This is a genomic window from Roseateles subflavus (genome assembly GCF_030285365.1).
Taxonomy (GTDB): domain Bacteria; phylum Pseudomonadota; class Gammaproteobacteria; order Burkholderiales; family Burkholderiaceae_C; genus Roseateles_B; species Roseateles_B subflavus.
In genome coordinates this window covers 973,752-997,848 of record NZ_JASVDS010000002.1, presented here as the reverse complement: position 1 = coordinate 997,848, position 24,097 = coordinate 973,752, and the positions used below count along the sequence as shown (strand labels likewise).

General features: G+C 69.4%; 16 protein-coding genes. 11 read left to right on the top strand and 5 right to left on the bottom strand.

The genetic code is table 11. From position 1 onward, the window contains the following. Window positions 1-284: 284 nt before the first annotated feature. From rpoD to QRD43_RS10200, 10 genes are all read left to right on the top strand, one after another. The gene (rpoD, locus tag QRD43_RS10245) at window positions 285-2,516 is read left to right on the top strand and encodes an RNA polymerase sigma factor RpoD (RefSeq protein ID WP_285982368.1); all 2,232 of its coding nucleotides are present in this window, start codon (window positions 285-287) and stop codon (window positions 2,514-2,516) included. Between the two features lie 259 nt (window positions 2,517-2,775). Continuing rightward, window positions 2,776-3,747, top strand: a complete 972-nt coding sequence (locus QRD43_RS10240; protein ID WP_285982367.1) for an adenylate/guanylate cyclase domain-containing protein — start codon at window positions 2,776-2,778, stop codon at window positions 3,745-3,747. 55 nt (window positions 3,748-3,802) lie between these two features. After that, complete coding sequence (gene hemH / locus QRD43_RS10235) at window positions 3,803-4,894, top strand: ferrochelatase (protein ID WP_285982366.1); 1,092 nt, start codon at window positions 3,803-3,805, stop codon at window positions 4,892-4,894. A gap of 5 nt (window positions 4,895-4,899) precedes the next feature. Then, the gene (locus QRD43_RS10230) at window positions 4,900-5,310 is read left to right on the top strand and encodes an RNA-binding S4 domain-containing protein (RefSeq protein WP_285982516.1); all 411 of its coding nucleotides are present in this window, start codon (window positions 4,900-4,902) and stop codon (window positions 5,308-5,310) included. 158 nt (window positions 5,311-5,468) lie between these two features. Next, entirely contained in the window at window positions 5,469-5,984 is a 516-nt protein-coding gene (gene grpE, locus QRD43_RS10225; protein WP_285982365.1) for a nucleotide exchange factor GrpE, read from the top strand. 87 nt (window positions 5,985-6,071) lie between these two features. Next, entirely contained in the window at window positions 6,072-8,021 is a 1,950-nt protein-coding gene (gene dnaK, locus QRD43_RS10220) for a molecular chaperone DnaK (RefSeq protein ID WP_285982364.1), read from the top strand. A gap of 119 nt (window positions 8,022-8,140) precedes the next feature. Then, window positions 8,141-9,280, top strand: coding sequence for a molecular chaperone DnaJ (gene dnaJ, locus QRD43_RS10215; RefSeq protein ID WP_285982363.1), 1,140 nt, complete (start codon window positions 8,141-8,143; stop codon window positions 9,278-9,280). Between the two features lie 180 nt (window positions 9,281-9,460). Further along, window positions 9,461-11,086, top strand: a complete 1,626-nt coding sequence (locus QRD43_RS10210) for a response regulator (RefSeq protein ID WP_285982362.1) — start codon at window positions 9,461-9,463, stop codon at window positions 11,084-11,086. 115 nt (window positions 11,087-11,201) lie between these two features. Beyond that, window positions 11,202-12,866, top strand: a complete 1,665-nt coding sequence (locus tag QRD43_RS10205; protein WP_285982361.1) for a phosphoethanolamine transferase — start codon at window positions 11,202-11,204, stop codon at window positions 12,864-12,866. Between the two features lie 155 nt (window positions 12,867-13,021). Beyond that, window positions 13,022-18,895, top strand: a complete 5,874-nt coding sequence (locus QRD43_RS10200; protein WP_285982360.1) for a PAS-domain containing protein — start codon at window positions 13,022-13,024, stop codon at window positions 18,893-18,895. A gap of 16 nt (window positions 18,896-18,911) precedes the next feature. Here QRD43_RS10200 and QRD43_RS10195 read toward each other — a convergent pair whose 3' ends face one another. Beyond that, entirely contained in the window at window positions 18,912-20,408 is a 1,497-nt protein-coding gene (locus QRD43_RS10195) for a methyl-accepting chemotaxis protein (protein WP_285982359.1), read from the bottom strand. Between the two features lie 148 nt (window positions 20,409-20,556). Here QRD43_RS10195 and QRD43_RS10190 point away from each other — a divergent pair, with 148 nt between their 5' ends. Next, window positions 20,557-20,922 (top strand): response regulator transcription factor, encoded by a 366-nt coding sequence (locus QRD43_RS10190; RefSeq protein WP_285982358.1) that lies wholly within the window; start codon window positions 20,557-20,559, stop codon window positions 20,920-20,922. Window position 20,923: 1 nt separating this feature from the next. Here the strand turns inward: QRD43_RS10190 and QRD43_RS10185 are convergent, their stop codons facing one another. From QRD43_RS10185 to QRD43_RS10170, 4 genes are read right to left on the bottom strand one after another with little or no spacing between them, the layout of a single operon-like run. Continuing rightward, window positions 20,924-22,024, bottom strand: a complete 1,101-nt coding sequence (locus QRD43_RS10185) for a protein-glutamate methylesterase/protein-glutamine glutaminase (RefSeq protein WP_285982357.1) — start codon at window positions 22,022-22,024, stop codon at window positions 20,924-20,926. After that, window positions 22,021-22,557 carry a chemotaxis protein CheD gene (locus tag QRD43_RS10180; RefSeq protein ID WP_285982356.1) on the bottom strand — a complete coding sequence of 179 codons (537 nt, stop codon included), beginning with the start codon at window positions 22,555-22,557 and terminating at the stop codon, window positions 22,021-22,023. The genes QRD43_RS10185 and QRD43_RS10180 overlap by 4 nt, the downstream gene beginning before the upstream one ends. Next, window positions 22,550-23,353 carry a CheR family methyltransferase gene (locus QRD43_RS10175; RefSeq protein WP_285982355.1) on the bottom strand — a complete coding sequence of 268 codons (804 nt, stop codon included), beginning with the start codon at window positions 23,351-23,353 and terminating at the stop codon, window positions 22,550-22,552. The genes QRD43_RS10180 and QRD43_RS10175 overlap by 8 nt, the downstream gene beginning before the upstream one ends. Then, window positions 23,350-23,862, bottom strand: coding sequence for a chemotaxis protein CheW (locus QRD43_RS10170; protein WP_285982354.1), 513 nt, complete (start codon window positions 23,860-23,862; stop codon window positions 23,350-23,352). The genes QRD43_RS10175 and QRD43_RS10170 overlap by 4 nt, the downstream gene beginning before the upstream one ends. Window positions 23,863-24,097: the final 235 nt, after the last annotated feature.

The following is a 24,097-nucleotide window of genomic DNA, read 5'->3' as shown; positions in this document are numbered from 1 at the left end:
TTCGCGCGTCAAGAGTGACGGCAGCGCCTCCCGGACCCGGCCACCCACTGACCCTGGGCACCCCTTGAAGGTATCAAGGCCACCTTTATCCGCTTGAGGGCTGCACTTCCCAACGTACACGCTAGCCTTGTACGCGCAAAGCCTTGGCAATCGCCTGGAATGTCGGCCCGCGCCGGCCTCCGGGAAGAGCCAGGGCCCTTGTTTGTGCCGCCTGGGCGGCGCCTGACACCAGGCGCCCGCAGGTGGCCGCTTGCATTGCGCACCCACTCCACTCGAGGAACTGCATGACCGCCAAGAAGACCGCGTCCAAGGCAACCGCCCCCAAGGCTGAGGAACTGGCTGAAGAAACCAAGAAGCCGGCGCGCAAGAGCGCAAAGGCGGCTGCTGCGCCTGCCGCTGCCAGCACCGACGAAGCCAAGCCCAAGCGGGGTCGCAAGCCCAAGGCAGCCACCGAGTCCAAGAAGACCGCCAAGGCCAAGCCCGAGGCCGAGGAAGAGGACTTCTCCGACATCGAGTCGGAGCTGGAAGGCGAGCCGGAAGGCGAGGTGGCGGCCGAGGTCGAAGTGGAGGACAGCGCCGAGGACAAGCCCAAGGCCAAGCCGCTGCGCATGAAGGTCAGCCGCGCCAAGGAGCGCGCGCTGATGCGCGAGTTCGGGCTGGACGAGACGGCGCTGACCGAAGAGGAAGTCGCCAAGCGCCGCCACGAGCTGAAGACCCTGATCAAGATGGGCAAGACGCGTGGCTTCCTGACCCATCAGGAAATCAACGATCACCTGCCCGAGAAGCTGATCAACGAGGAAATCCTCGAGGCCATCGTGTCCATGCTGAACGACATGGGCATCGCGGTCTACGAGCAGGCGCCCGACGCCGCCACGCTGCTGATCCAGGGCAGCACCTCGCCGACCGCCACCGAGGAAGAGGCCGAGGAAGCCGCCGAGGCGGCGCTGTCGACCGTGGACTCCGAGTTCGGCCGCACGACCGACCCGGTGCGCATGTACATGCGCGAGATGGGTACCGTCGAGCTGCTGACGCGTGAAGGCGAAATCGAGATCGCCAAGCGCATCGAAGGCGGCCTGCAGGCCATGATGCTGGCCATCTCGGCCTCGCCGACGACCATCGCCGAGATTCTCTCCATGGCCGCCAAGATCCGCGCCGGCGAGCAGCAGATCTCCGAGGTGGTCGACGGCTTCGTGGCCGAGGACGAGGCCGATGACTACGTGGCCGAGGAAGACTTCGACGAGTTCGACGAGGACGACGACGACGACGGCAACGGTGGCTCCAAGGCCCTGACCAAGAAGCTGGAAGAGCTGAAGAATGCCGCCCTGGTGAAGTTCGATGCCCTGGACAGCAACTTCGAGAAGATGCGCAAGGCCTTCGAGAAGGACGGCTACCGCTCCGCGGCCTACGACAAGGCCCAGCACGCCATCAGCGCCGAGCTGATGACCATCCGCTTCACCGTCAAGACCATCGAGCGCCTGTGCGACATCCTGCGCTCGCAGGTGGACGACGTGCGCCGTTACGAGCGCGAGCTGCGCAAGATCGTGGTGGACAAGTGCGGCATGTCGCAGGAGCACTTCATCAAGACCTTCCCGCCCAATGCCCTGAACCTGCAGTGGGCCGAGAAGGAAGTCGCCGCCGCCAAGCCCTACTCCGCCGTGCTCGGCCGCAACCTGCCGGCCGTGCAGGAGCTGCAGCAGAAGCTGATCGACATCCAGGCCAAGGCCGTGGTGCCGCTGGACGATCTCAAGGAGATCAACAAGCGCATGAACGAGGGCGAGAAGGCCTCGCGTGACGCCAAGAAGGAGATGATCGAGGCCAACCTGCGCCTGGTGATCTCGATCGCGAAGAAGTACACCAACCGCGGCCTGCAGTTCCTCGACCTGATCCAGGAAGGCAACATCGGCCTGATGAAGGCGGTGGACAAGTTCGAGTACCGTCGCGGCTACAAGTTCTCGACCTACGCGACGTGGTGGATCCGCCAGGCCATCACCCGCTCGATCGCCGACCAGGCCCGGACCATCCGGATTCCGGTCCACATGATCGAGACGATCAACAAGATGAACCGCATCTCGCGCCAGCATCTGCAGGAGTTCGGCTATGAGCCGGACGCCCCGACGCTGGCCGAGAAGATGGAGATCCCCGAGGACAAGATCCGCAAGATCATGAAGATCGCCAAGGAGCCGATCTCCATGGAAACGCCGATCGGGGACGACGACGACAGCCACCTGGGCGACTTCATCGAGGACACCAACAACACCGCGCCGATCGAGGCCGCCATGCAGGCCGGCCTGCGTGACGTGGTGAAGGACATCCTCGACAGCCTGACCCCGCGCGAGGCCAAGGTGCTGCGCATGCGTTTCGGCATCGAGATGAGCACGGACCACACGCTGGAGGAAGTCGGCAAGCAGTTCGACGTCACCCGCGAGCGCATCCGCCAGATCGAGGCCAAGGCCATCCGCAAGCTGAAGCACCCGAGCCGCAGTGACAAGCTGCGCACCTACCTGGACAACCTGTAAAGGGTGACCAGGGACGTGTCTTGCGGCGCCTCGGCGCTGCAAGATGCCGCGCAGCGGCCACGCAGCGCGCACCCCATCCCCAAAGCCGATGCCTCACCCGCATCGGCTTTGTCTTTTTTGAAACAACCCGTCACCTCCCCCGCAGCTTTCGTGCGAGCCGCGGGAGAAGGGCCGCTCAAGCTGGCGTTATCGCCATGTCGAACGCGCATGCCGGGCCGCTACACTGCGACTTCTGTCACGCAGTACCGACATCCCATTCATGACCCAGATCAGCGAGCGCATCGTCCTGTTTGCCGACTTACGCGGCAGCACGGCCTTGTTCGAGACTCTGGGCAATGCGGAAGCCACGTCGGTGGTCACCCACGCCGTCAATCTCGTCGGCCGCGCGGTCGGCGATTGCAGCGGCAAGCTCATCAAGACCCTCGGGGACGGCCTGATGGCCGTGTTCAGCGACGCCAGCGACGGCATCAAGGCCGCCATGCAGATGCACGACGCCCTGCAGCGGATCGTCTCCCGCGGGCAGCAGCACGGCGCCTCGGCGGGCCTGCGCGGTCTGAAGCTGCAGGTGGCGCTGGCCCGTGGCGAAGTGGTGGAGATGAACGGCGACTGCTTCGGCGACGCGGTCAACGTCGCGGCCCGACTGCTGGACCACGCGGGAGACAACGAGACCCTGATCACCAAGGAAGTGCTGCAGGGTCTGCCGGTGACGCAGCGTCTGCGCTTCCGAAGCCTGGACCTCATCGCCATCCGTGGCCGTGCCGAGCCCGTGCATGTGTACGTGCTCGACAACTACGCCCACAGCAGTGAGCCCGCCGCCGCCACGCAGTTCGGCGACCCCATGCCCACGGTCGACCCGGACGGCATCCGCCTCGTCTGGCTGGACCTGGACCGCATCTTCGACATCGGCAGCATGCCGGTGATCCTCGGCCGCAGCACGCAGGCCACGTACTGCATCACCGACGTGCGCGTCTCGCGCTCCCATGCCCGCATCGACTGGCACGGCGGCAGCTTCTCGCTCACGGACCTCAGCTACAACGGCACCTTCGTGCGCTTCGGGCGTGGCAGTGAGGTCGTCTCCCTGCGCCGCGGCTCCTGCACGCTGCACGGCAGCGGCGTGATCGGCCTGGGCGGCGCGCCCACCGATCTTTCCGCCCCGACAGTGCGCTTCGAGGTGCTCCACTTCGCCGACACGGAACCCCGCACCGCCGGTCACTCGCAGCACGGCCGCTAGGGCCCCGGACAATGCCGGGCGCACGGCCGGCCGGCCTGCGCGAGAATCGCCCCCCATGAGTCTCAAGAAAGAACCGGGCCACTCGCATGGCAGCGCCCCGCGCACGGGCGTGCTGCTGTGCAATCTGGGCACGCCGGATGCCCCCACCGCTCCCGCCCTGCGCCGCTACCTGGCGGAATTCCTCAGCGATCCCCGCGTGGTGGAGATCCCGCGCCTCGTCTGGATGGCCATCCTGCACGGCATCATCCTGCGCGTGCGGCCGGCCAAGTCGGCCGCCAAGTACGCCACCGTCTGGATGAAGGAAGGCTCGCCGCTGAAGGTCTGGACGGAACGCCAGGCCAAGCTGCTGCTGGGCCTGCTGGGCGAGCGCGGTCACCAGGTGAAGGTGCGATACGCCATGCGCTACGGTCAGCCGTCGATTGCCAGCCAGCTCGACGCCCTCAAGGCCGAGGGCGTGACGCGCGTGCTCGTCCTGCCGGCCTATCCGCAGTACTCGGGCGCCACGACGGCCAGCGTGATCGACGCCGTGTCCCGCTGGGCCCTGCGGACACGCCATGTGCCCGAGCTGCGCTTCATCAACCGCTACCACGACGACCCGGCGCACATCCGCGCGCTGGCGGACAGCGTGCGCCGCCACTGGGCCGCCCATGGCCAGAGCGAGAAGCTCGTCATGAGCTTCCACGGCATGCCGGAGCGGACGCTGCACCTGGGCGACCCCTACCACTGCGAGTGCCACAAGACCGGCCGGCTGCTGGCCGAGGCCCTGGGCCTGCGCCAGGATCAGTACCTCGTGAGCTTCCAGAGCCGCTTCGGCAAGGCCAAGTGGCTGGAGCCCTACACCGAGCCCACGCTGCGCCAGCTGGCCGAGGGCGGCCTGAAGTCGGTCGACCTGATCTGCCCGGGCTTCAGCGCCGACTGCCTGGAGACGCTGGAGGAGATCGCCCAGGAGGCCAAGGAGGCCTTCGAGACCTCCGGGGGTCAGCACTTCCACTACATCCCCTGCCTGAACGACGACCCACAGGGCATGCGCGCCCTCGCCGACCTGGCCGAGCGTCACCTGCAGGGCTGGCCGACGAAGGACGCCCCGGAGGCCGCCGCGCTGCAGGCCCAGGCCGAGCGCGCCCGCAGGATGGGGGCCGCCGCGTGAAGCCCCTGCCGCTGGCCGCGGACGTCCGCCTGGACAAGTGGCTCTGGGCCGCGCGCTTCTACAAGACCCGGGCCCTGGCCGTCGAGGAGATCGGCAAGGGCCGCGTGAGTGTCAACGGCCAGCCCGCCAAGCCCTCGCGCGAGCTCAAGCCGGGCGACGTGCTCCAGCTGCGCCAGGGCGTGGTCGAACGGGAGGTGGTGGTGCGCGCGCTGTCCAGCGTGCGCGGCCCGGCCCCGCAGGCCCAGACGCTGTACGAGGAGACCGCCGAGAGCCTCCTCAAGCGCGAGCAGGCCGCCGAGAGCCGCCGCCTGGCGCCGGAGCCGGCCTCGACCATCGTCCAGGGCCGCCCGACCAAGCAGGACCGCCGCCGGCTGGCCGACTGGAACCGCTGGAGCGCCGAAGCCGAGCCGGACTGAGCCCCGAGGGCCCCACCCCACCGGCATCAAGGGTTTACCCTTGAAAATTCTGATCCAATCCCCCTCTTGAAGATCGGGGCATCGTCCCCAGCTAGCCCGCGTCGCCCCGTTTCATGGCTGGACCATGAGCCGCCGGGGCCCTCAAACGCCCACCATCCATGAGCAACGAGAACCACACCCCCGACACCGCCGAAGCCGCCACGCCCGCGACCGAGCTGAGCCCCGAACAGAAGCTGGCCGACCTGGAAGCCCGCCTGGCCGAGATGTCCGACGCCTATCTGCGGGCCAAGGCCGAGGTCGAGAACATCCGTCGCCGCTCGGACGAGGAGATGTCCAAGGCCCGCAAGTTCGCCGTCGAAGGCTTTGCCGAGGCCATGCTGCCCGTCATGGACAGCATGGAGGCCGCCATCGCCCGCCCGGACGCCCGCGTCGAGCAGGTGCTGGAAGGCGTGCACGCCACCCGCCGCCAGCTCGCCGCCGCGCTCGAGCGCAACAAGGTCCTGGAGATCAACCCGGCCGCCGGCACGAAGTTCGATCCGCACCAGCACCAGGCCATTTCCATGGTCCCCGCGGACCAGGAGGCCAACACCGTCGTCGCCGTCCTGCAGAAGGGCTACTCCATCGCCGAGCGCGTGCTGCGTCCGGCCCTGGTGACGGTCGCCGCCCCCAAGTAATTCACGGTCGGCGGCTCTTGAAAGGCCGCCACCCAACCGCATTTCGTAGTCAACGAAGCCAGATTCAGGACTCAGGAGCAAAAAATCATGGGAAAGATCATCGGTATTGACCTCGGCACCACGAACTCGTGCGTGGCCGTCATGGAAGGCAACACGACGCGCGTGATCGAGAACGCCGAAGGCGCCCGCACCACCCCGTCGATCATTGCCTATCAGGAAGACGGCGAGATCCTGGTCGGGGCCTCGGCCAAGCGCCAGTCGGTCACCAACCCCAAGAACACGCTGTACGCGGTGAAGCGCCTGATCGGCCGCAAGTTCACCGAGAAGGAAGTGCAGAAGGACATCGACCTGATGCCCTACACCATCGCCGCCGCCGACAACGGCGACGCCTGGGTGGAAGTGCGCGGCAAGAAGTTCGCGCCCCCGCAGGTGTCGGCCGAAGTGCTGCGCAAGATGAAGAAGACGGCCGAGGACTACCTGGGCGAGGAAGTGACGGAAGCCGTGATCACGGTGCCGGCCTACTTCAACGACGCCCAGCGCCAGGCCACCAAGGATGCCGGCCGCATCGCCGGCCTGGACGTCAAGCGCATCATCAACGAACCCACCGCTGCGGCCCTGGCCTTCGGCCTGGACAAGCATGGCAAGGGTGACCGCAAGATCGCCGTGTATGACCTCGGCGGCGGCACGTTCGACATCTCGATCATCGAGATCGCCGACGTCGACGGCGAGATGCAGTTCGAAGTGCTGTCGACCAACGGCGACACCTTCCTGGGCGGCGAAGACTTCGACCAGCGCATCATTGACTACATCATCGGCGAGTTCAAGAAGGAACAGGGCGTCGACCTGACCAAGGACGTGCTGGCCCTGCAGCGCCTGAAGGAAGCCGCCGAGAAGGCCAAGATCGAGCTGTCGAACTCCTCGCAGACCGACGTCAACCTGCCCTACATCACCGCTGACGCCACCGGCCCGAAGCACCTGAACATCAAGCTGACCCGCGCCAAGCTGGAGTCGCTGGTGGAAGAGCTGATCGAGCGCACCATCGCGCCCTGCCGCACCGCCATCAAGGATGCCGGCGTGGCCGTGAGCGAGATCGATGACGTCATCCTGGTCGGCGGCATGACCCGCATGCCCAAGGTGCAGGACAAGGTCAAGGAGTTCTTCGGCAAGGACCCGCGCAAGGACGTCAACCCCGACGAGGCCGTGGCCGTCGGTGCCGCCATCCAGGGCCAGGTCCTGGGCGGCGAGCGCAAGGACGTGCTGCTGCTGGACGTCACCCCGCTCTCCCTGGGCATCGAGACCCTGGGCGGCGTGATGACGAAGATGATCAAGAAGAACACGACCATCCCGACCAAGTTCAGCCAGACCTTCTCGACCGCTGAGGACAACCAGCCGGCCGTGACCATCAAGGTCTACCAGGGCGAGCGCGAGATGGCGCAGGCCAACAAGAGCCTGGGCGAGTTCAACCTGGAAGGCATCCCGCCCGCCATGCGCGGCACGCCTCAGATCGAGGTGACCTTCGACATCGACGCCAACGGCATCCTGCACGTCAGCGCCAAGGACAAGGGCACGGGCAAGGAAAACAAGATCACCATCAAGGCGAACTCGGGCCTGTCCGAGGCCGAGATCGAGAAGATGGTGAAGGACGCCGAGGCCAATGCCGCCGAGGACAAGAAGAAGGTCGAGCTGGTGCAGGCCAAGAACCAGGGCGACGGCCTGGTGCACTCGGTGCGCAAGTCCCTGAGCGAGCACGGCGACAAGCTGGACGCTGGCGAGAAAGACAAGATCGAGGCCGCCATCAAGGACCTGGAAGAGGCCCTGAAGGGTGACGACAAGGACGCCATCGACGCCAAGTCGGAAGCCCTGATGACCGCCAGCCAGAAGCTGGGCGAGAAGATGTACGCCGACGCCCAGGCCCAGCAGGCTGCCGGCGCTGCCGACGCCGGGGCGCAGGCCCAGGCGCAGCAGCAGGCTTCCGCCAAGCCGGCGGACGACAACGTCGTCGACGCCGAGTTCAAGGAAGTCAAGGACAGCAAGTAATCGACGGCCCGGCCCCGTGCGCGCGAGCGTGCGGGGTGCGCTGACCCGCCGCGCCAAAGCCTGGGTGTCCCCCTTGGCCCACGGCGCGGCGCAATTGTTTGAGAAGCCAGGATCCGCCCATGGCAAAGCGTGACTATTACGAAGTCCTCGGCGTCGCCAAGAACGCCAGCGAAGAGGACATCAAGAAGGCCTACCGCAAGCTGGCCATGAAGTACCACCCGGACCGCAACCAGGGTGACGGCGCGGCTGCGGCCGAGGAGAAGTTCAAGGAGGCCAAGGAAGCCTACGAGATGCTCTCCGACGCCCAGAAGCGCGGGGCCTATGACCAGTACGGCCATGCCGGCGTCGACCCCAATATGGGCGGTCGAGGCGGCCCGGGCGCGGAAGGATTCGGCGGCTTCGCCGAGGCCTTCGGCGACATCTTCGGCGACATCTTCGGCGGCGCCGGCGGCCGTCGCGGCGGCGGCCAGCAGGTCTACCGCGGCAGCGACCTCTCCTACGCGATGGAGATCACGCTGGAAGAGGCCGCCCGCGGCAAGGAGACCCAGATCCGCATTCCGGCCTGGGAATCCTGCGAGACCTGCAGCGGCACCGGCGCCAAGCCCGGCACCTCGGCCAAGACCTGCGGCTCCTGCGGCGGCTCGGGCACGGTGCACATGCGCCAGGGCTTCTTCAGCGTGCAGCAGACCTGCCCGCACTGCCACGGCAGCGGCAAGATCATCCCCGACCCCTGCACCACCTGCAGCGGCCAGGGCAAGATCAAGAAGACCAAGACGCTGGAGGTCAAGATCCCGGCCGGCATCAACGAGGGCATGCGCATTCGCTCGGCGGGCAATGGCGAGCCCGGCGTGAACGGCGGCCCGGCGGGCGACCTCTACATCGAGATCCGCATCAAGCAGCACGACATCTTCGAGCGTGACGGCGACGACCTGCACTGCACCATGCCCGTGGGCATGACCACCGCGGCGCTGGGCGGCACCATCGAGGTCCCGACGCTCGGCGGCAAGGCCGAGATCGACCTGCCCGAGGGCACGCAGCACGGCAAGACCTTCCGTCTGCGCGGCAAGGGCATCAAGGGCGTGCGCTCGAGCTACCCGGGCGACCTCTACTGCCACATCGCCGTGGAGACGCCGGTCAAGCTCACCGAGTACCAGCGCAAGCTGCTCAAGGACCTCGACAAGAGCTTCAAGGACGGCGGCGAGCGCCACTCGCCGAACGCCAAGAGCTGGACGGACCGGGTCAAGGACCTGTTCAAGTAAGCCCCGGCCCCACCCTGGCCGTATGGAATGAGCCCCTCGCGGGCTCATTTTCATTGCGAAGTGGTAATTAGGCCGCAGCTTTGTGCCTATTGCGGGTCAAGTCGCGCATGATCTGGCCGAAGATCGTCCCGTGAGAGTTCAGGACTGAATCCCCCCTTGGCGGGACGCCGCCAGTGCCCCATGCAAATGCTCGACAAGGACATCCAGGACGCCTGCGCCCTGGTCATCGACAGCAACGCCACCTCGCGCAGCCTGATGGCGGCGCAGCTGCGCGAGCTGGGCGTGGGCACGGTGCGCCAGTCCACGCGCGTCAAGGACGCCCGCATCATCCTGGAGCACAAGGCCTATGACATCGTCCTGTGCGACTACCACTTCGACGGCACCGACATGTCCGGCCAGGACCTGCTCGATGAGCTGCGCCGCGAGAACCTGCTGCCCTACTCCACCGTCTTCGTGATGGTCACCGGCGAGGCCACCTACGCCAAGGTCGCCGAAGCCGCCGAGGCTGCGCTCGACGCCTATCTGATCAAGCCCTACACCAGCGCCTCGCTGGCGGACCGCCTGAGCAACGCCCGCCATCGCAAGCGCGTGCTCAAGGACATCTTCGAGGCCATCGAGCAGCAGAACTTCGAGCTGGCGGCCCAGTTCTGCCTCAAGCGCTTCGAGGAACGCGCCCAGTTCTGGCTCTATGCCGCCCGCATCGGCGCGGAACTGCTGCTGCGCCTGAACCGGGTGGAGGACGCCCGCGCGCTCTACGACGCCATCATCGAGGCCAAGACGGTGCCCTGGGCCCGGCTGGGCGTCGCCCGCACCGAGCTGGCGACAGGCAACCTCGTCGCGGCCAAGCGCACGCTGGAGGCGCTGATCGGCGACATGCCGGACCACGCCGACTCCTACGACGTCATGGGTCGCGTGCAGATGGAGCAGGGCGAGATCACGGACGCCCTGCGCACCTACCGGACCGCCGCCAACCTCACGCCCGGCTGCCTGCTGCGCCAGCAGCGCGCCGGCACACTGGCCTTCTATGCCGGTGAGCGTGACGAGGCCTTGAAGCAGCTGGAGCGGGCCATGATCCAGGGCCTGCGCTCCAAGCTCTTCGACATGTTCACCCTGGTGCTGATCGCGCTGATGCGCTTCGACATGCGGGACGGCAAGGGGCTCAAGCTCGTGCACGAGGCCATGCTGCGCGAGATCGAGCGTGCGCCCAAGGCCACCCGGCTGCTGCGCTTCGGCACGCTGATCCAGGGCCTGCGCCTGCTGTACGAGCGCCGCGTGGCCGACGCGCTGGCGCTGGCGCGCAGCATGAGCGAGGAGCTCGACGCCGAGGCCTTCGACCTCGAGGCCGCAACGCTGCTGCTGGCCTTCTGGATCCGCTTCTCGGGCCAGGAGATCCAGCTCGACGAAATCAAGGACCTCATCACCCGCATCGGCCTGCGCTACTGCACCTCCAAGGCCAGCACCGAGGTGCTGATCGCCATGTGCGAGAAGCAGGACATGGCCATGACCGAGCTGCGCGAGTGCCACGCCCGCATCTTCGGCATCGCCGAAACGGCCATGCGCCACACCATGCGCGGCAGCGCCCGCGTGGGCGTGGAGCTGCTGATCCAGCAGGGCGAGGAGACGCGCAATGCCAAGCTGATCGACATGGCCCAGGCCGTGCTGAAGCGGCATGCCGAGAAGATCGAGGACGCCGACGGCCTCAACGAGCGCATCGAGGCCCTGCAGAAGCGCTTCGTGCTGCCGCTGGGCGTGACCATCTCGCGGCGCAATGTGCGCCAGGCGGGGGGCCTCGCGCTGCGGTCCTGAACGGGGCCTGCCTCCCCCTGTCGCCACCCGCGGGTGCCCGCCGCCATGACGAGCGTGCCGGGGCCGCCGGGTGCGCCACAATGCCGGGCGTCGTCCGCCCTGCCCCTCCTCCTGCATGAAGTCTTCCGATTTCGAGGCGCCCGCCAAGCGCTGGTCCCCGCTTTCCCTGGTCTGGCTCGCCGCCCTGTGGATGGGCCTGCTCGCCAACTGGCCGCTGTGGCAGCGCATGCTGGCCCTGCCCGAGCTGCAGGGCACCAAGGGCGTGGGCTTCGTCCTGCTCTTCGCGGCCATGGTCGTGGCGCTGCACGGCGCGCTGGCCAGCCTGCTGGCGTGGCCACGCCTCGTCAAGCCGGTGCTGGTGCTGTGCCTGATGAGCGCCGCCGCCGCCGCGCACTTCATGGGCGCCTACGGCACGGTGATGGACCCGACGATGATCGTCAACGTCCTGCAGACCGACGTGAAGGAAGCGCGGGACCTCCTCAGCCTGCGCCTCCTGGCCAGCCTGCTGCTGCTGGGCGTCCTGCCGGCCGTGTGGCTGTGGCGCCGCCCGCTGGCGCCGCTGGCCTGGCCGAAGCGCCTGGGATGGAACCTCGCCGCGTTCGCCGGCGGCCTGGCGCTGATGGTGGGGCTGGCGATGAGCAGCTATGCCGACCTGGCCTCGACCATGCGCACCTACCCCTCGCTGCGCTACATGATGAACCCGCTCGCCCCGTTCTGGTCGCTGGGCGTGGTGGCGGTCGAGTCCCACAAGGCGCCGGACGGCCCGCCCGCCGTCGTCGCCGCCGACGCCCGCTGGCAGCCGACGGACCCGCACGGCCGGCCGCGCCTGCTGGTGCTCTTCGTGGGGGAGACGGCCCGGGCTGCCAACTTCTCGCTCAACGGCTACGGCCGCCCGACCAACCCGCGCCTGGCCGGCCTCGACGTCCTGAGCTTCCGGCAGGCCAGCTCCTGCGGCACGAGCACCGCCGCCTCGCTGCCCTGCATGTTCTCGCACCTGGGCCGCAGCGGTTTCCTGGACCGCGCCGGTGACCAGGAAAACCTGCTCGATGCCCTGCAACGCGCCGGCCTGGCCGTGCTGTGGCTGGACAACCAGAGCGGCTGCAAGGGCCTGTGCGATCGCGTCCCGCATGCCCATGCCACCGAGGCGGCCGGCCGGACGCCCCTCCCCGCCGGCCTGTGCGAAGGCGGCGAGTGCCTGGACATGGCCCTGCTGCACGACCTCGACACCCGCCTGCAGTCCCTCGACGCCGAACGGCGCCAGCGGGGCGTGGTGCTGGTGCTGCATCCGATGGGCAGCCACGGCCCGGCCTACTTCCGGCGCTCGCCGCCCGAGCTCAAGCCCTTCACCCCCGAATGCCGCAGCAACGCCCTGCAGCAGTGCCCGCGCGAGCAGGTCGTGAACGCTTACGACAACAGCATCGCCTACGCCGACACCGTGCTGGCCGAGACCATCCAGTGGCTGAAGCGGCAGGGGGCATACGACACGAGCCTGCTGTATGTGTCCGACCACGGCGAGTCCCTGGGCGAGAACAATCTCTATCTGCACGGCGTGCCCTATGCCGTGGCCCCCCGCGAGCAGACGCACGTGCCCTGGATCCTCTGGCTGCCGGACGACAGCGCCCGCCGCTTCGGCGTCGACCGGCGCTGCCTGCAGTCGCAGCTCGACCTGCCGCTCTCGCACGACTGGCTTAGCCACACCGTGCTCGGCCTGGCGGAGGTGCACAGTGCCATCTACCGGCCCGACTGGGACCTCCTGCGTCGCTGTCGGGCGACGCCGTGACGTCATGATCGCCCCGGCCGTGCACTAGACCGCACTCGGCCGCAATCGATCGCAACTCTGGCGCGCCGGAGAGACGCGCGCGCCGGGACCCTCGCCGTAGACTCGCAGGCGGACTTCCGTTCCGCAACCTTCGACGGCTAGGGTCAGGACGATCGATGAGGCGTTCCGCAGACATCCCGCAGGCGCTCGCGCAGGGCTGGCGCACGCGCCGCTGGCTGTTGCCCCTGCTCGTGGGCCTGCTCGGCCTGGCGACGACGGCCTGGACCACCCGCTTTGCCCAGCGCAGCCAGGATGCGGCCTCCGACGCCCGCTTCGACGAGGCCTCGGAGCATGTGGTCAACGACATCAAGCGCCGGCTCTCCCTGGCCCAGTACGGCTTCCAGGGCGTGCGGGGCGTCTTCGCCGCCAACCCGGAGGCGGGCTACCGGGAGTTCCAGCGCTATGTGCAGTCCCTGGACCTGGCGCATGAGTTCCCCGGGGTGACGGGCTTCGGCCTGATCAGCCGCGTCGCCCCGGACGGCCTCCCGGCACTGGAGCGCCAGCTGCAGGCGGAGGGCGCAAGCGCATTCCAGGTGAAGACGAGCGGATCCGGCCAGGACCTGCTGTACATCGCCCGCTACATCGAACCGCTCAAGGACAACGCCTCGAGCTGGGGCAGCGACATCGGTGCGGAACCCCGGCGCCGACACGCCATCGACAGCGCCATCCGCAGCGGCCGGCCGACCTTCACCCAACCGATCACCCTGGTGCGGGACGGCAAGGCCGCGCCGGGCTTTCTGCTGATCCAGGCGCTGTACCGCCCGGGTGCCTCGCTCGAGACCATCCAGGAGCGCGGGCAGGCGCTGCTCGGGCTGGTCTACGCGCCCATCGTCGTGGAACAGGCCCTGCAGGGCGTGAGCCGGTCCGCCGGCGGGCAGCTGAGCGTGCGCGTCCTCGCCGCCGAGCCCGGCGCTGGCGGGTCGCCCCTGTTCGCCGAGGATGGCAGTGACACCCCGGCCCGCCTGCCGCGCGTCGTCGCGCTGGCGGACACCCTCCCGCTGCGGCTGGGCGACCAGACGCTGCAGGTCCGGCTGACGCCCACCCAGCTCTTCGAGGCCTTCGAGACCGACAGCCCGCTGGCCCTGCCGATCGCGGGCACCCTCAGCTCGCTGCTGCTGGCCGTCCTCGCCTGGGTGCAGATCACGGCCCGCGACCGCGCCGAGGTCCGCGCCGGCCAGCTGACCGCCGACGTGCGCCGTCTGGCGGCCGTCGCGGAGCGGACCGCCAACGCGGTCATCTGCTTCGACCCCGACATGCACGTCACCTGGGTCAATGACGGCTTCGTCCGCTCGAGCGGCTACACGCTGGACGAGGTGCGGGGCCGGCCACCGTGGGAGTTCCTCTCGCATCCGGGTTCCGATCCCGCCGCACAGCAGGCGCTGGCCGAGGCCCGGCTGCTCGGGCAGGCAACGCGGCTGGAAATCTGCAACCGCCACAAGGACGGCCATCTCTACTGGATCGACATCCTCCTGCAGCCCATCCATGACGAGCGCGGCAGGCTGGAAGGCTTCATCGAGGTCGGCATCGACATCACGGAGCGCAAGCACCGCGAGGCGCTGCACGCCCAGGCCCGCGGCGACAGCGATGCGCTGCTGGCGGCCGTCGCCCGGCACGCCATCGTGTCGGTCGCAGACCCGGCCGGCCGCATCACGAGCATCAACCCGCTGATGGCCGAGGTGAGCGGCTATGCGGAGGCCGAGCTGCTGGGCATGGACCATCGCCTGCTCAAGTCCGGCATCCACCCGGCCGGCTTCTGGCAGGCGATGTGGACCGAGCTGAAGGCCGGCCGTTCCTGGCGGGGGCAGGTCTGCAACCGCCGCAAGGACGGCACGCTGTTCTGGGTGGACTGCATCATCTCGCCAAGCCTCAACAGCGAGGGCGGCATTGATCGCTACGTGTCCATCGGCATGGACGTCACCGAGGCGCGCAAGGCCAGCGACGCGCTGCAGATGCAGCACACGCGCCTGACCAACATCATCGAGGGGACGGCCGCGGGCACCTGGGACCTGCAGGCCGAGGAGCAGCGCATCGACTACAACAGCCGCTGCATGAGCATGCTGGGCCATCACGGCGAGGAGCCGGGGTCGCTGACGCTCGCGAGCTGGCTGTCCCGCATCCACCCGCAGGACCGGGACGCCGTCCGGCGGCGTCTGGAGGACCATCTCAAGGGCCTGGTGCCGACCTTCGACGCGGAGCTGCGGCTGCGGCACCGCGCGGGGCACTGGGTCTGGGTGCAGTCCACCGGCCGGATCGCCGTGCGCAATGCCCGGGGCGAGCCGCTGTGGGTCACGGGCCTGCAGATCGACATCACCGCGCGCAAGCTGGCCGAGCTCCAGCTCCGGCAGCAGCGCCAGCTGCTGGACCGCGCCGAGCGCCTGGCCGGCATCGGCGCCTGGGAGCAGGACCTCGCCACCCAGCGCCTCGACCTCTCGGACCAGACCCGCCGTCTGCTGCAGCTGGAAAGTCCGGACCCACTCGGCCTCGAGCATCTGCTCAACGCCTTGAGCGAGTCCGATGCCGCGCAGCTGCGCCGCGGGATGCAGGCGGCCCTGGCAGGATCGGTGGGCTGGGACTTCGAGTTCGAGCTCACCCGCCCGGACGGCACGACGCTTTGGTTGCGCAGCGTCGGCGAGGCCGAGTTCGACGACAGCGGCCCGGTGCGCCTCGTGGGCGCCTTTGCCGACATCAGCCAGCGGCGCTCGCTCGAGGCCGAAACCCAGCGCAGCCACCGCCTGCTGATGTCGGTGCTGGAGAACCTGCCCTGCGCGCTGAGCGTCTTCGACAGCGACCTGAGGCTGGTCGCCCACAACACGCAGTTCCGCGAACTGCTGGGCTTCCCGGATGCCCTGTTCGACCGGGAGACGGTGACCTTCGACAGCATCATCCGCTTCAACGCCCTGCGCGGCGAGTACGGCGAGTACGCCGATGCCGACGAGGCGGAGGCCCTCGTGCAGGTCATCGTGAAGCGGGCCCGCGAGCCGACCTTCCACCAGTTCGAGCGCACCCGACCGGACGGCCGGACCCTCGAGGTGCGCGGCGCCCCCATGCCCGGCGGGGGTTTCGTCACCACCTACGTCGACGTGACCGAACGCCGCCGCCTGGAGCAGATCCGGGAGCGCCTGACCGAGCAGATGAGCGCCATGCTGGAGGCCCTGCCCTGCGGCCTGACGGTCTACGACAAGGACCTTGTCGTCACCTTGCACAACGAACGTTTCACCCAGCTCTACGGGCTCGATCCCGCGCTGTGGGACCAGGCGCGCACGACCCTCGCCGACATCGTCACGGACCTCCACCAGCGGGGCGACTACGGCGAGCTCAGCCATGCCGAAGCGCAGGCCGTGGCGCTCGCGAACGCGCGGGCCTCGCTGGCCGGCCCGTGCACCCGCGAGCGCTACCGCCCCGACGCCGACCTGCACCTGGAGGTGCGCAGCCACCCGCTGCCCAGCGGCGGCTATGTGTCCACCTACATGGACGTCACGGCGCAGCGGCGCACGCTGCAGCACCTGCACCGGGCCGAGAGCCTGCTGCGCAGTGCGATCGACACCATCAACGAGGCCTTCGTGCTGTACGACCCGCAGGACCGGCTCGTGCTGTGCAACGACAAGTACCGCGAGCTGTATGCCGCCATCGCCGACCTGCTGCAGCCGGGCATCGACTTCGAGACCCTCGTGCGCACCGGGGTCCAGCGCGGCCAGTACCCCGAAGCCCTCGGGCGGGAGGAGGAATGGCTGGCGGAGCGCCTCGCGACCCACCGCCGCGGCGGCACCTCGCATGTGCAGGCGCTCAACGACGGTCGCTGGATCCGCGTGATCGAGCAGCGCATGGCGGACGGCCACACCGTGGGCTTCCGCGTGGACATCACCGACCTGATCGTCGCCCGCAAGGCGGCGGAGAACGCCGCCGTCGCCAAGGGCCAGTTCCTGGCGAACATGAGCCATGAGATCCGCACGCCGATGAATGCCATCCTCGGCCTGCTGCAGCTGCTGGACAAGACCCGCCTGGACGCCCGCCAGAAGGGCTACACGGACAAGCTGGCCGGCGCCGCGCGCTCGCTGCTGGGGCTGCTGAACGACATCCTCGACTTCTCCAAGATCGAGACCGGCAAGATGACGATGGAGACGCGGCCCTTCGCCCTGGACCCGCTCCTGCGCGACGTCGGCACCATCGTCGGCGCCACCGTGCAGGGCAAGCCGGTGCGGCTGTACTTCGACCTCGATCCCGCGCTGCCGCCGGTGCTGGAGGGCGACGCCCTGCGGCTGCAGCAGGTGCTCGTCAACCTGGCCGGCAACGCCGTGAAGTTCACGCCCGAGGGCTCGGTGGTGATCAGCCTGCGGCCCCAGCCGGATGAGCACGGTGGACCGCGCCTGCGTGTCGCCGTGCGGGACTCGGGCATCGGCATCGCCTCCGAACACCAGGAGCGGATCTTCAGCGGCTTCTCGCAGGCCGAGGCCTCGACGACCCGCCGCTTCGGCGGCACCGGGCTGGGCCTGGCGATCAGCGCGCGGCTGGTGGAGCTGATGGGCAGTCGCATCGCCGTCGAAAGCGCGCCCGGCCAGGGCAGCTGCTTCTCCTTCGACCTGCCGCTGACAGGCACCGGGGTGCTCGACGCCCAGCAAGCCCACGAGGCCGAGCCGCCTCACGCCCGGCCGGCCCTGCTGGTGGCCGAGGACGGCCAGGACCTGGCACGCCTGGCATCGCTGCTCCGCCAGGCCGGCCTGCAGCCGCTGCGACGTGTGGAGGCCGACGCGCTGGAGGAGGCCCTGGACCCGGCGCTCGCCACCTCGCCGGGCACCCCGCCCGCGACGGACGGCGAAGCGCCCGTGCTGGTGCTGGACACGCTCAACCCGCAGGCCGACCTCGGCGACTGGGCGCAGCGGCTGCTGGCGCGGCATCCGGCGCTGCGCGTGCTGGTCCTCACCACCGCGGAGGGGCAGCACAGCCTGGCCGCACGCGAACCCACCCTGGCGACCCACGGGCTGCGGGTGATGGTCATGCCGGTCACGCCAGGCCAGCTGGGCGAGGCCCTGTCTCAGGACGCCACCGCGACAGCGTCCGCGCCCGACGCCCCCGCCCCTCAGCGCCTGCAGGGCGCGCGGCTGCTGCTGGTCGAGGACAACGCCACCAACCAGCAGGTCGCCCTGGAGCTGCTCGGCGACGAGGGGGCGCAGATCGTGCTCGCCGAGAATGGTGCCCTGGCCGTCGAGCGCCTGCGCCACCAGCCGGGGGACTTCGACGCCGTGCTGATGGACGTGCAGATGCCGGTGATGGACGGCCTCACCGCCTCGCGCCTCATCCGGGGCGAGCTCGGCCTGGCGACGCTCCCCATCATCGCCATGACCGCGAATGCCATGGCCCAGGACCAGGCCGATTGCCAGGCGGCCGGCATGACGGCCTTCGTCGGCAAGCCGCTGGACCTGAACCTGCTGGTGCAGACCCTGCACCGCTGCTGCCCGTCGCTGGCCGGCCCTCCCCCGACCGCCGTGACGCCGACGCCCGCCGCGGCGGACGCACCGGCCGCGGCGCCGTCGCCCGACGAGCCCGCGCCGCCGGCCGAGTCGGACACCCCCGCCATGCGGCGCCTGCGCGAGCGGCTGCGGCAGATCCGCCTGGACCCCGCCCTGCTGGCCGAGGCCTCGGCGCAGGGCTTCGCGCTGCAGGAGGCCATGGAGCGGGTGATGGGCAAGGCCCCGCTGCTGGTGCGGATGTGCGAGGGCTTGCAGCAGCAGGTCCAGGCCCTGCCGGCGGTGCTGGAGCAGGCCCGCGAGGCCAACGACCTGCGCGGTGCCCAGCAGACGCTGCATTCGATCAAGGGGCTGGCGGCCTCGCTGGGCGCCGAGGCGCTGGCCGCGGACTTCCGCCTGGCCGAGCAGGCCTGCGCCGCGGGACGCTGGCCGGACGCCGACGCACTCGCGGCGCTGCTCCGTCAGGGCGCGCTCGGCGCGGAGGCGCTGCTGGGATTCGCGCGCCGGCTCGGTCCGCCGGACGCCTGAACGCCGGCCCGCGTCCTCAGAAGAACTCGACCCCGGCCGCGCCGCTGCCCTGCCCGGCGCGCTGGGGCTCCTGCTGCTGCGCCAGCTCCTGCTCCACACGGGCGAGCGCCTCGCGTGACTCCTGCAACAGCGCCGCCGCGGCCTCGTCGCCGCCGATGCGGAAGGCGCTCAGCGCCTCGGCCAGCGCGGAGGCATTGCGCTGCAGCTGCACGGCCAGCTGACCGGAGCGATCCGCAACCTCCACGTTCTGGCGCGTCACCTCGTCGAGCTCGCGCACGGAGTCGGCCACGACGTGGATGCCCTGCGCGTGCTCCGAGGTGTCGGAGGTCAGCGTCTGGAACACGCCCCCCACGCGCTGCACGGCGCCCACCAGGTCACGCATGGCACCGCTGGCCTGGTCGGCGAGCTGGCAGCCGGCATCGATGGTCGCGGACGAATCCTGGATCAGGGACTTGATCTCGCGGGCGGCCTCCGAGGAGCGCTTCGCCAGGATGCGCACCTCGCCCGCCACGACGGCGAAGCCGCGCCCCTGGTCCCCGGCGCGGGCCGCCTCGACGGCGGCGTTGAGCGCCAGCATATTCGTCTGGAAGGCAATGCCGTCGATCACGCTGATGATGTCGGTGATCTTGTTCGAGGCCCCCTGGATCCGCCGCATGGACTCCACCAGCTTCGTCACGGTCTGGCCGCCGTTGCTGGCCATGGTGGAGGCCTCGACCGCCATGCCGCGCGCCTGCTGCGCCGCATTGGAGTTCTCCGTGACGATCACGTTGATCTGCTCCAGGCTCATGGCGGCGTCACGCAGGCCGCTGTCCGTATGCTCCGTGCGTTCGCGCAGCTCGGAGCTCATGGTGGTCATCTCGCTGGCCGCCTGCTGCACGCCCACGACCATGTCGCGGACCTGGCGCAGCGTGCTGGCCATGCTCTGCTGGCTCTCCTTGAGACGCTGGCCGACGTGCGAGACGGTCTTGATGGCCTCCATGTTCAGGCGGATCGCGCCGTGGCGTCCCATGGCGTTGACGAGGAATTCCAGCTCGAAGCGCTCGGCCGAGCGCCGTGCCTGGCGGCGTGCGAGGTAGACGAGCACGCCCGTCAGGAACAGCAGCATCAGCGCCTCGGGCCAATGCTCGCGCGATGTCGCGCCGCTCGCGGCCTGGGCGCCCAGGCTCAGGGAGCCTGCCAGCGCGAGGCCGCCCGCGGTGAGCTGGAGCCGCCAGTCCTCGAAGCCCAGCAGCAGGCACAGGGCGAGGAAGAGATTGCCCAGCGGCCAGGCCGCGCCGGGGGCCGCGGCGGCCTGCAGGCCGATGGCGCCGAGCATCGCGGCGACGGCCAGGTAGCGGGACATCTGGTTGCCCCGGCGCCGCCAGGCCCCGGCGGCCGCCAGGACCACCGCGACCAGCGGGCCGATCCATAAACTGCCGGTGGAAAGCACCGCCGCCAGCAGGGCATTGGCGCCGGCCGCGACGAACAACACCCCGTCCAGCTGACGTAAGCTCTTGTTGAGGGCGGGATGCATGGCCATGACCTTGTCTCTCTTTCACACGGGCCCGGGATGCCGATTCCGAACGCTTTGAAGGCACTTTAGGGCAGTCCGCCGGCCTTCCCAAATGGCATCATCGCCCCAGGTGATTTCCATCACGTCACCCCCCATTTGATCGTTGCCCATGAAGCAAATCCTCATCGTCGAAGACCAGGCCGAGATCCGCGAACTCGTGCGCATTTCTCTGGAGTTCGAGGACTACGACATCCACGAAGCCGAGAACGGCGTCGTCGGCTGGGATCTGCTGCGCACCTTGCAGCCGGACCTCATCCTGATGGACCTGATGATGCCCGGCGGCATCGACGGCCTGGAGCTGTGCCGCCGTGTCCGTGCCGACGCCCGGCTGCGGCGCACGAAGATCATCATGCTGACGGCGCTCGGAACCGGCGCCGACCGCAGCGCGGGCCTGGCGGCCGGCGCCAATGCCTACCTTGCCAAGCCCTTCAGCCCGCTGGAGCTGATGAAGACCATCGGCAGCATCCTGAGCTGATTCAGCCACCCTCGGGCGCCGGCAGGCCCTGGATCGCCGCGCCCAGGCCGTCCAGACTTACCACCTGATCCACCGCGCCCAGCTCCACGGCGGCGCGCGGCATGCCGTAGACCACGCAGCTGGCCTCGTCCTGAGCCAGCGTGCGTCCGCCGGCCCGGCGCATGCTCAGCAGGCCGCGTGCGCCATCGTCCCCCATGCCGGTCAGGATGACCCCGGTCGCATTCGCCCCGGCCGCCTGTGCGACCGAACGAAACAGCACATCCACGGACGGCCGGTGGTGGTTGACCAGCGGGCCGTCGCGCACCTCCACCACGTACTGGGCGCCGCTGCGCCGCAGCTGCATGTGGCGCCCGCCCGGCGCGATCAGCACGCGCCCGTCGATGAGCCGGTCGCCGTCACGGGCTTCCAGCACCTCGAAGTCGAGCAGGCTGTTCAGCCGCCGCGCAAAGGCCGACGTGAAGCTCGACGGCATGTGCTGCACCAGCAGGATGCCCGGGCACTGGCGCGGCAGCTGGCGCAGCAGCGCCTCCACCGTCTGCACCCCGCCGGTCGAGCTGCCGATGGCGATGACGCGGTCCGTCGTGACACTCAGCGCCTTGTCCGCGACGCTGGTCTGGCGCGGCAGGCCCGCCCCGACGGGCTCGATGAGCGGCCTGCCAGGCGCGGCGGGGGCGGCGGCCGGCGTGCGCGGCAAGGCCCGGAGATTGGCCCGGGCCGCCGCCCGCACCGCGGCGACGAGGCCGTTGCTGTCGTCCTCCAGGAAGTCCCGCAGACCGAGCTTGGGCTTGGTCACGAAGCCGATGGCACCGGCGGCCAGCGCCTGCAGGGTGGTATCGCAGCCGGCCTCGGTCAGCGTGGAGCACATCACCACCGGCGTCGGCCGCTGCTGCATGATCTGCGTGAGGAAGGAAATGCCGTCCTGGCGGGGCATCTCGACGTCCAGCACGATGACGTCCGGCCAGTTCGCCTGCAGCTTGGGCCAGGCGAACAGGGGGTCGCTGGCCGTCACCACGACCTCCATGCCTGCCCCCTCGAGCAGGCTGGTGAGGTGCTTGCGCACGATGGCCGAGTCATCGACCAGGGCGACCTTGATGCCGCTCATGCGCCACCTCCGACGGTGGCGCCCGCGGGCATGCCGCGGCGGGCGGTGACCAGGCCGGTCTGGAGGTCGAGGACCACGTGACGCGGCACGTTGTCGCCCACATCCACACCATCCAGCTGGAAGCGGAAATGCTCGATGAGCTTCCAGCCCTGCTCGATGTTGCGCTCGCCGACATTGAGCTTCACGGCAGCGCCGTCCGGCATGGTGTCGGCACCGCCGTAGAGATGGGCGATGAACTCGTCGGGCTTCACGCCCGCACGCTCGATGCACATGGCCATCGTCAGCACGGCCTCGTCGCCGAAGCGGCCGTCCAGGGGCATGCCCGGCTGGCGCGCGCGCGTGGGCAGCAGGTAGTGGCACATGCCGCCGATGCGGCGCTCGGGGTGCCACAGCGTCAGGGCCACGCAGGAGCCCAGGAGTGTCTTCAGGGTCACGTTCTGGCCGAAATGGAGCTGCCCGGGGAGCAGCATGATGGACGGACCGGGGCCGGGATGCCAGCCCACGGTCTTGCTGGGCAAGGGCAGGCTAATCATGGCGGTAGATGGCCGGCGCGATCGACTGCAGGGGCAGGTCCAGGCCGGAGAGGGACTCCGCATGGCCCGTGTAGAGCAGCCCGTCCGGCTTGAGGCGGGTGATGACGCGCCGCACGATGTCGGCCTTGGCCGGCGGCTCGAAATAGATCAGCACGTTGCGCAGGAAGATCACGTCGAACATCGGCAGCCGCTGGGGCAGGTCCTGCGTGAGATTGGCCCCGAGGAACTCGACGCGCTGGCGCAGGCTGCGGTCGATCAGCATCTGGCCCTCGTACGGCCCTTCGCCGCGCAGACAGTAGCGTTTGAGGTAGTTCTCCGGCATGTTCTCGATGCGATCGACGGGATACAGCCCCGTCCGCGCCGCGGCCACCACCGTGGTCGACAGGTCGGTGCCCCAGATCCGCCACGGCGCCTTGCCGAGCGTGTCGGCCAGCAGCATGGCACAGCTGTAGGCCTCCTCGCCCGTGGAGCTGGCAGCGCTCCATACGCTGAATTCCTCGCCGGCGCGGTGGCCCTGGGCCCGCTGGCGCAGGTCGGCGAAATGCGCGGGCTCGCGGAAGAAGTAGGTCTCGTTGGTCGTCAGCCGGTCCACCACCGCCACCGCGACGTCCTCGCCGAGCTGCCCGCGGGTCAGGCGGGCGATGAACTCGTTGAGGTCCGGGAAGCCGCAGTCCTGGGACAGGCGGTGAAGCCGGCTCAGGACCAGGGCACGCTTGCCTTCGGTCAGCCGGATGCCGGAGATGCGAAAGAAATAGTCGCAGACGCCCTTGAATGCGGCATCGGAGATCTTGCTCATGGGGCCGGATGCTCCTCGCCGATCAGGGACGTCAATTCCTCCGGAGACAGCGTTTGGGCCAGGTTCAGCAGGTTCGAGTAGCGGTCCCGCACGTTCACCATCCCGGCCACGAACTTCGGCGGCACGGCCATGCCCAGCGCGGGCACGGGCTCGATGGCGCGGGCGTCGACGTCCAGGACTTCGTACACCGCGTCGACGAGCAGGCCCATGGCCAGCGGCGGGCGCCCGGCTTCGTCCGGCACTTCCACGACGACGATGGCGCTGCGACGCCCCACCTCGATGGGGCCGTGGCCGAAGCGGGCGGAGAGGTCGATGACGGGGATCACCGAGCCCCGCAGATTCATCACGCCGCGCACGAAGCCCGGCGTCTGCGGCAGCGGCGTGAGCCGCCCCACCTCGAGAATCTCGCGGACGGCATCAATGGGCACGAGCAGCGACTCCTGGATGCAGGCCAGACGCAGCATCTGGCGCGCACCCCCGGTCGATTCGTGCTGGAGCACGGCACTCATGGTCACTCAAAGCGCTTGAAGTAGGCCTCGTCGATGGCCTGGCTGCCCGGCGATCCGGCGTCGGGACGGGCCGACGTCTGCCCGATGCGGTTGCGCGGGCGCTCCTGCGGCGCGGCCGTGCGACCGCGCGGCGACGCCGGCGGCAGCAGGGACTCCGCGCTCTCGGTGCGGCGACGGACGGCAGCACCTCGCGCGCCCTGACCGCCCGCGGATCCCCGGGCATCGCCCCGCCCGC

What these genes read in the sequence shown, in the direction of transcription:
- rpoD (WP_285982368.1), top strand. Translation starts at nt 285, where the DNA reads ATGACCGCCAAGAAGACCGCGTCCAAGGCAACCGCCCCCAAGGCTGAG.
- QRD43_RS10240 (WP_285982367.1), top strand. Translation starts at nt 2,776, where the DNA reads ATGACCCAGATCAGCGAGCGCATCGTCCTGTTTGCCGACTTACGCGGC.
- hemH (WP_285982366.1), top strand. Translation starts at nt 3,803, where the DNA reads ATGAGTCTCAAGAAAGAACCGGGCCACTCGCATGGCAGCGCCCCGCGC.
- grpE (WP_285982365.1), top strand. Translation starts at nt 5,469, where the DNA reads ATGAGCAACGAGAACCACACCCCCGACACCGCCGAAGCCGCCACGCCC.
- dnaK (WP_285982364.1), top strand. Translation starts at nt 6,072, where the DNA reads ATGGGAAAGATCATCGGTATTGACCTCGGCACCACGAACTCGTGCGTG.
- dnaJ (WP_285982363.1), top strand. Translation starts at nt 8,141, where the DNA reads ATGGCAAAGCGTGACTATTACGAAGTCCTCGGCGTCGCCAAGAACGCC.
- QRD43_RS10210 (WP_285982362.1), top strand. Translation starts at nt 9,461, where the DNA reads ATGCAAATGCTCGACAAGGACATCCAGGACGCCTGCGCCCTGGTCATC.
- QRD43_RS10205 (WP_285982361.1), top strand. Translation starts at nt 11,202, where the DNA reads ATGAAGTCTTCCGATTTCGAGGCGCCCGCCAAGCGCTGGTCCCCGCTT.
- QRD43_RS10200 (WP_285982360.1), top strand. Translation starts at nt 13,022, where the DNA reads ATGAGGCGTTCCGCAGACATCCCGCAGGCGCTCGCGCAGGGCTGGCGC.
- QRD43_RS10195 (WP_285982359.1), bottom strand. Translation starts at nt 20,408, where the DNA reads ATGCATCCCGCCCTCAACAAGAGCTTACGTCAGCTGGACGGGGTGTTG.
- QRD43_RS10190 (WP_285982358.1), top strand. Translation starts at nt 20,557, where the DNA reads ATGAAGCAAATCCTCATCGTCGAAGACCAGGCCGAGATCCGCGAACTC.
- QRD43_RS10185 (WP_285982357.1), bottom strand. Translation starts at nt 22,024, where the DNA reads ATGAGCGGCATCAAGGTCGCCCTGGTCGATGACTCGGCCATCGTGCGC.
- QRD43_RS10180 (WP_285982356.1), bottom strand. Translation starts at nt 22,557, where the DNA reads ATGATTAGCCTGCCCTTGCCCAGCAAGACCGTGGGCTGGCATCCCGGC.
- QRD43_RS10175 (WP_285982355.1), bottom strand. Translation starts at nt 23,353, where the DNA reads ATGAGCAAGATCTCCGATGCCGCATTCAAGGGCGTCTGCGACTATTTC.
- QRD43_RS10170 (WP_285982354.1), bottom strand. Translation starts at nt 23,862, where the DNA reads ATGAGTGCCGTGCTCCAGCACGAATCGACCGGGGGTGCGCGCCAGATG.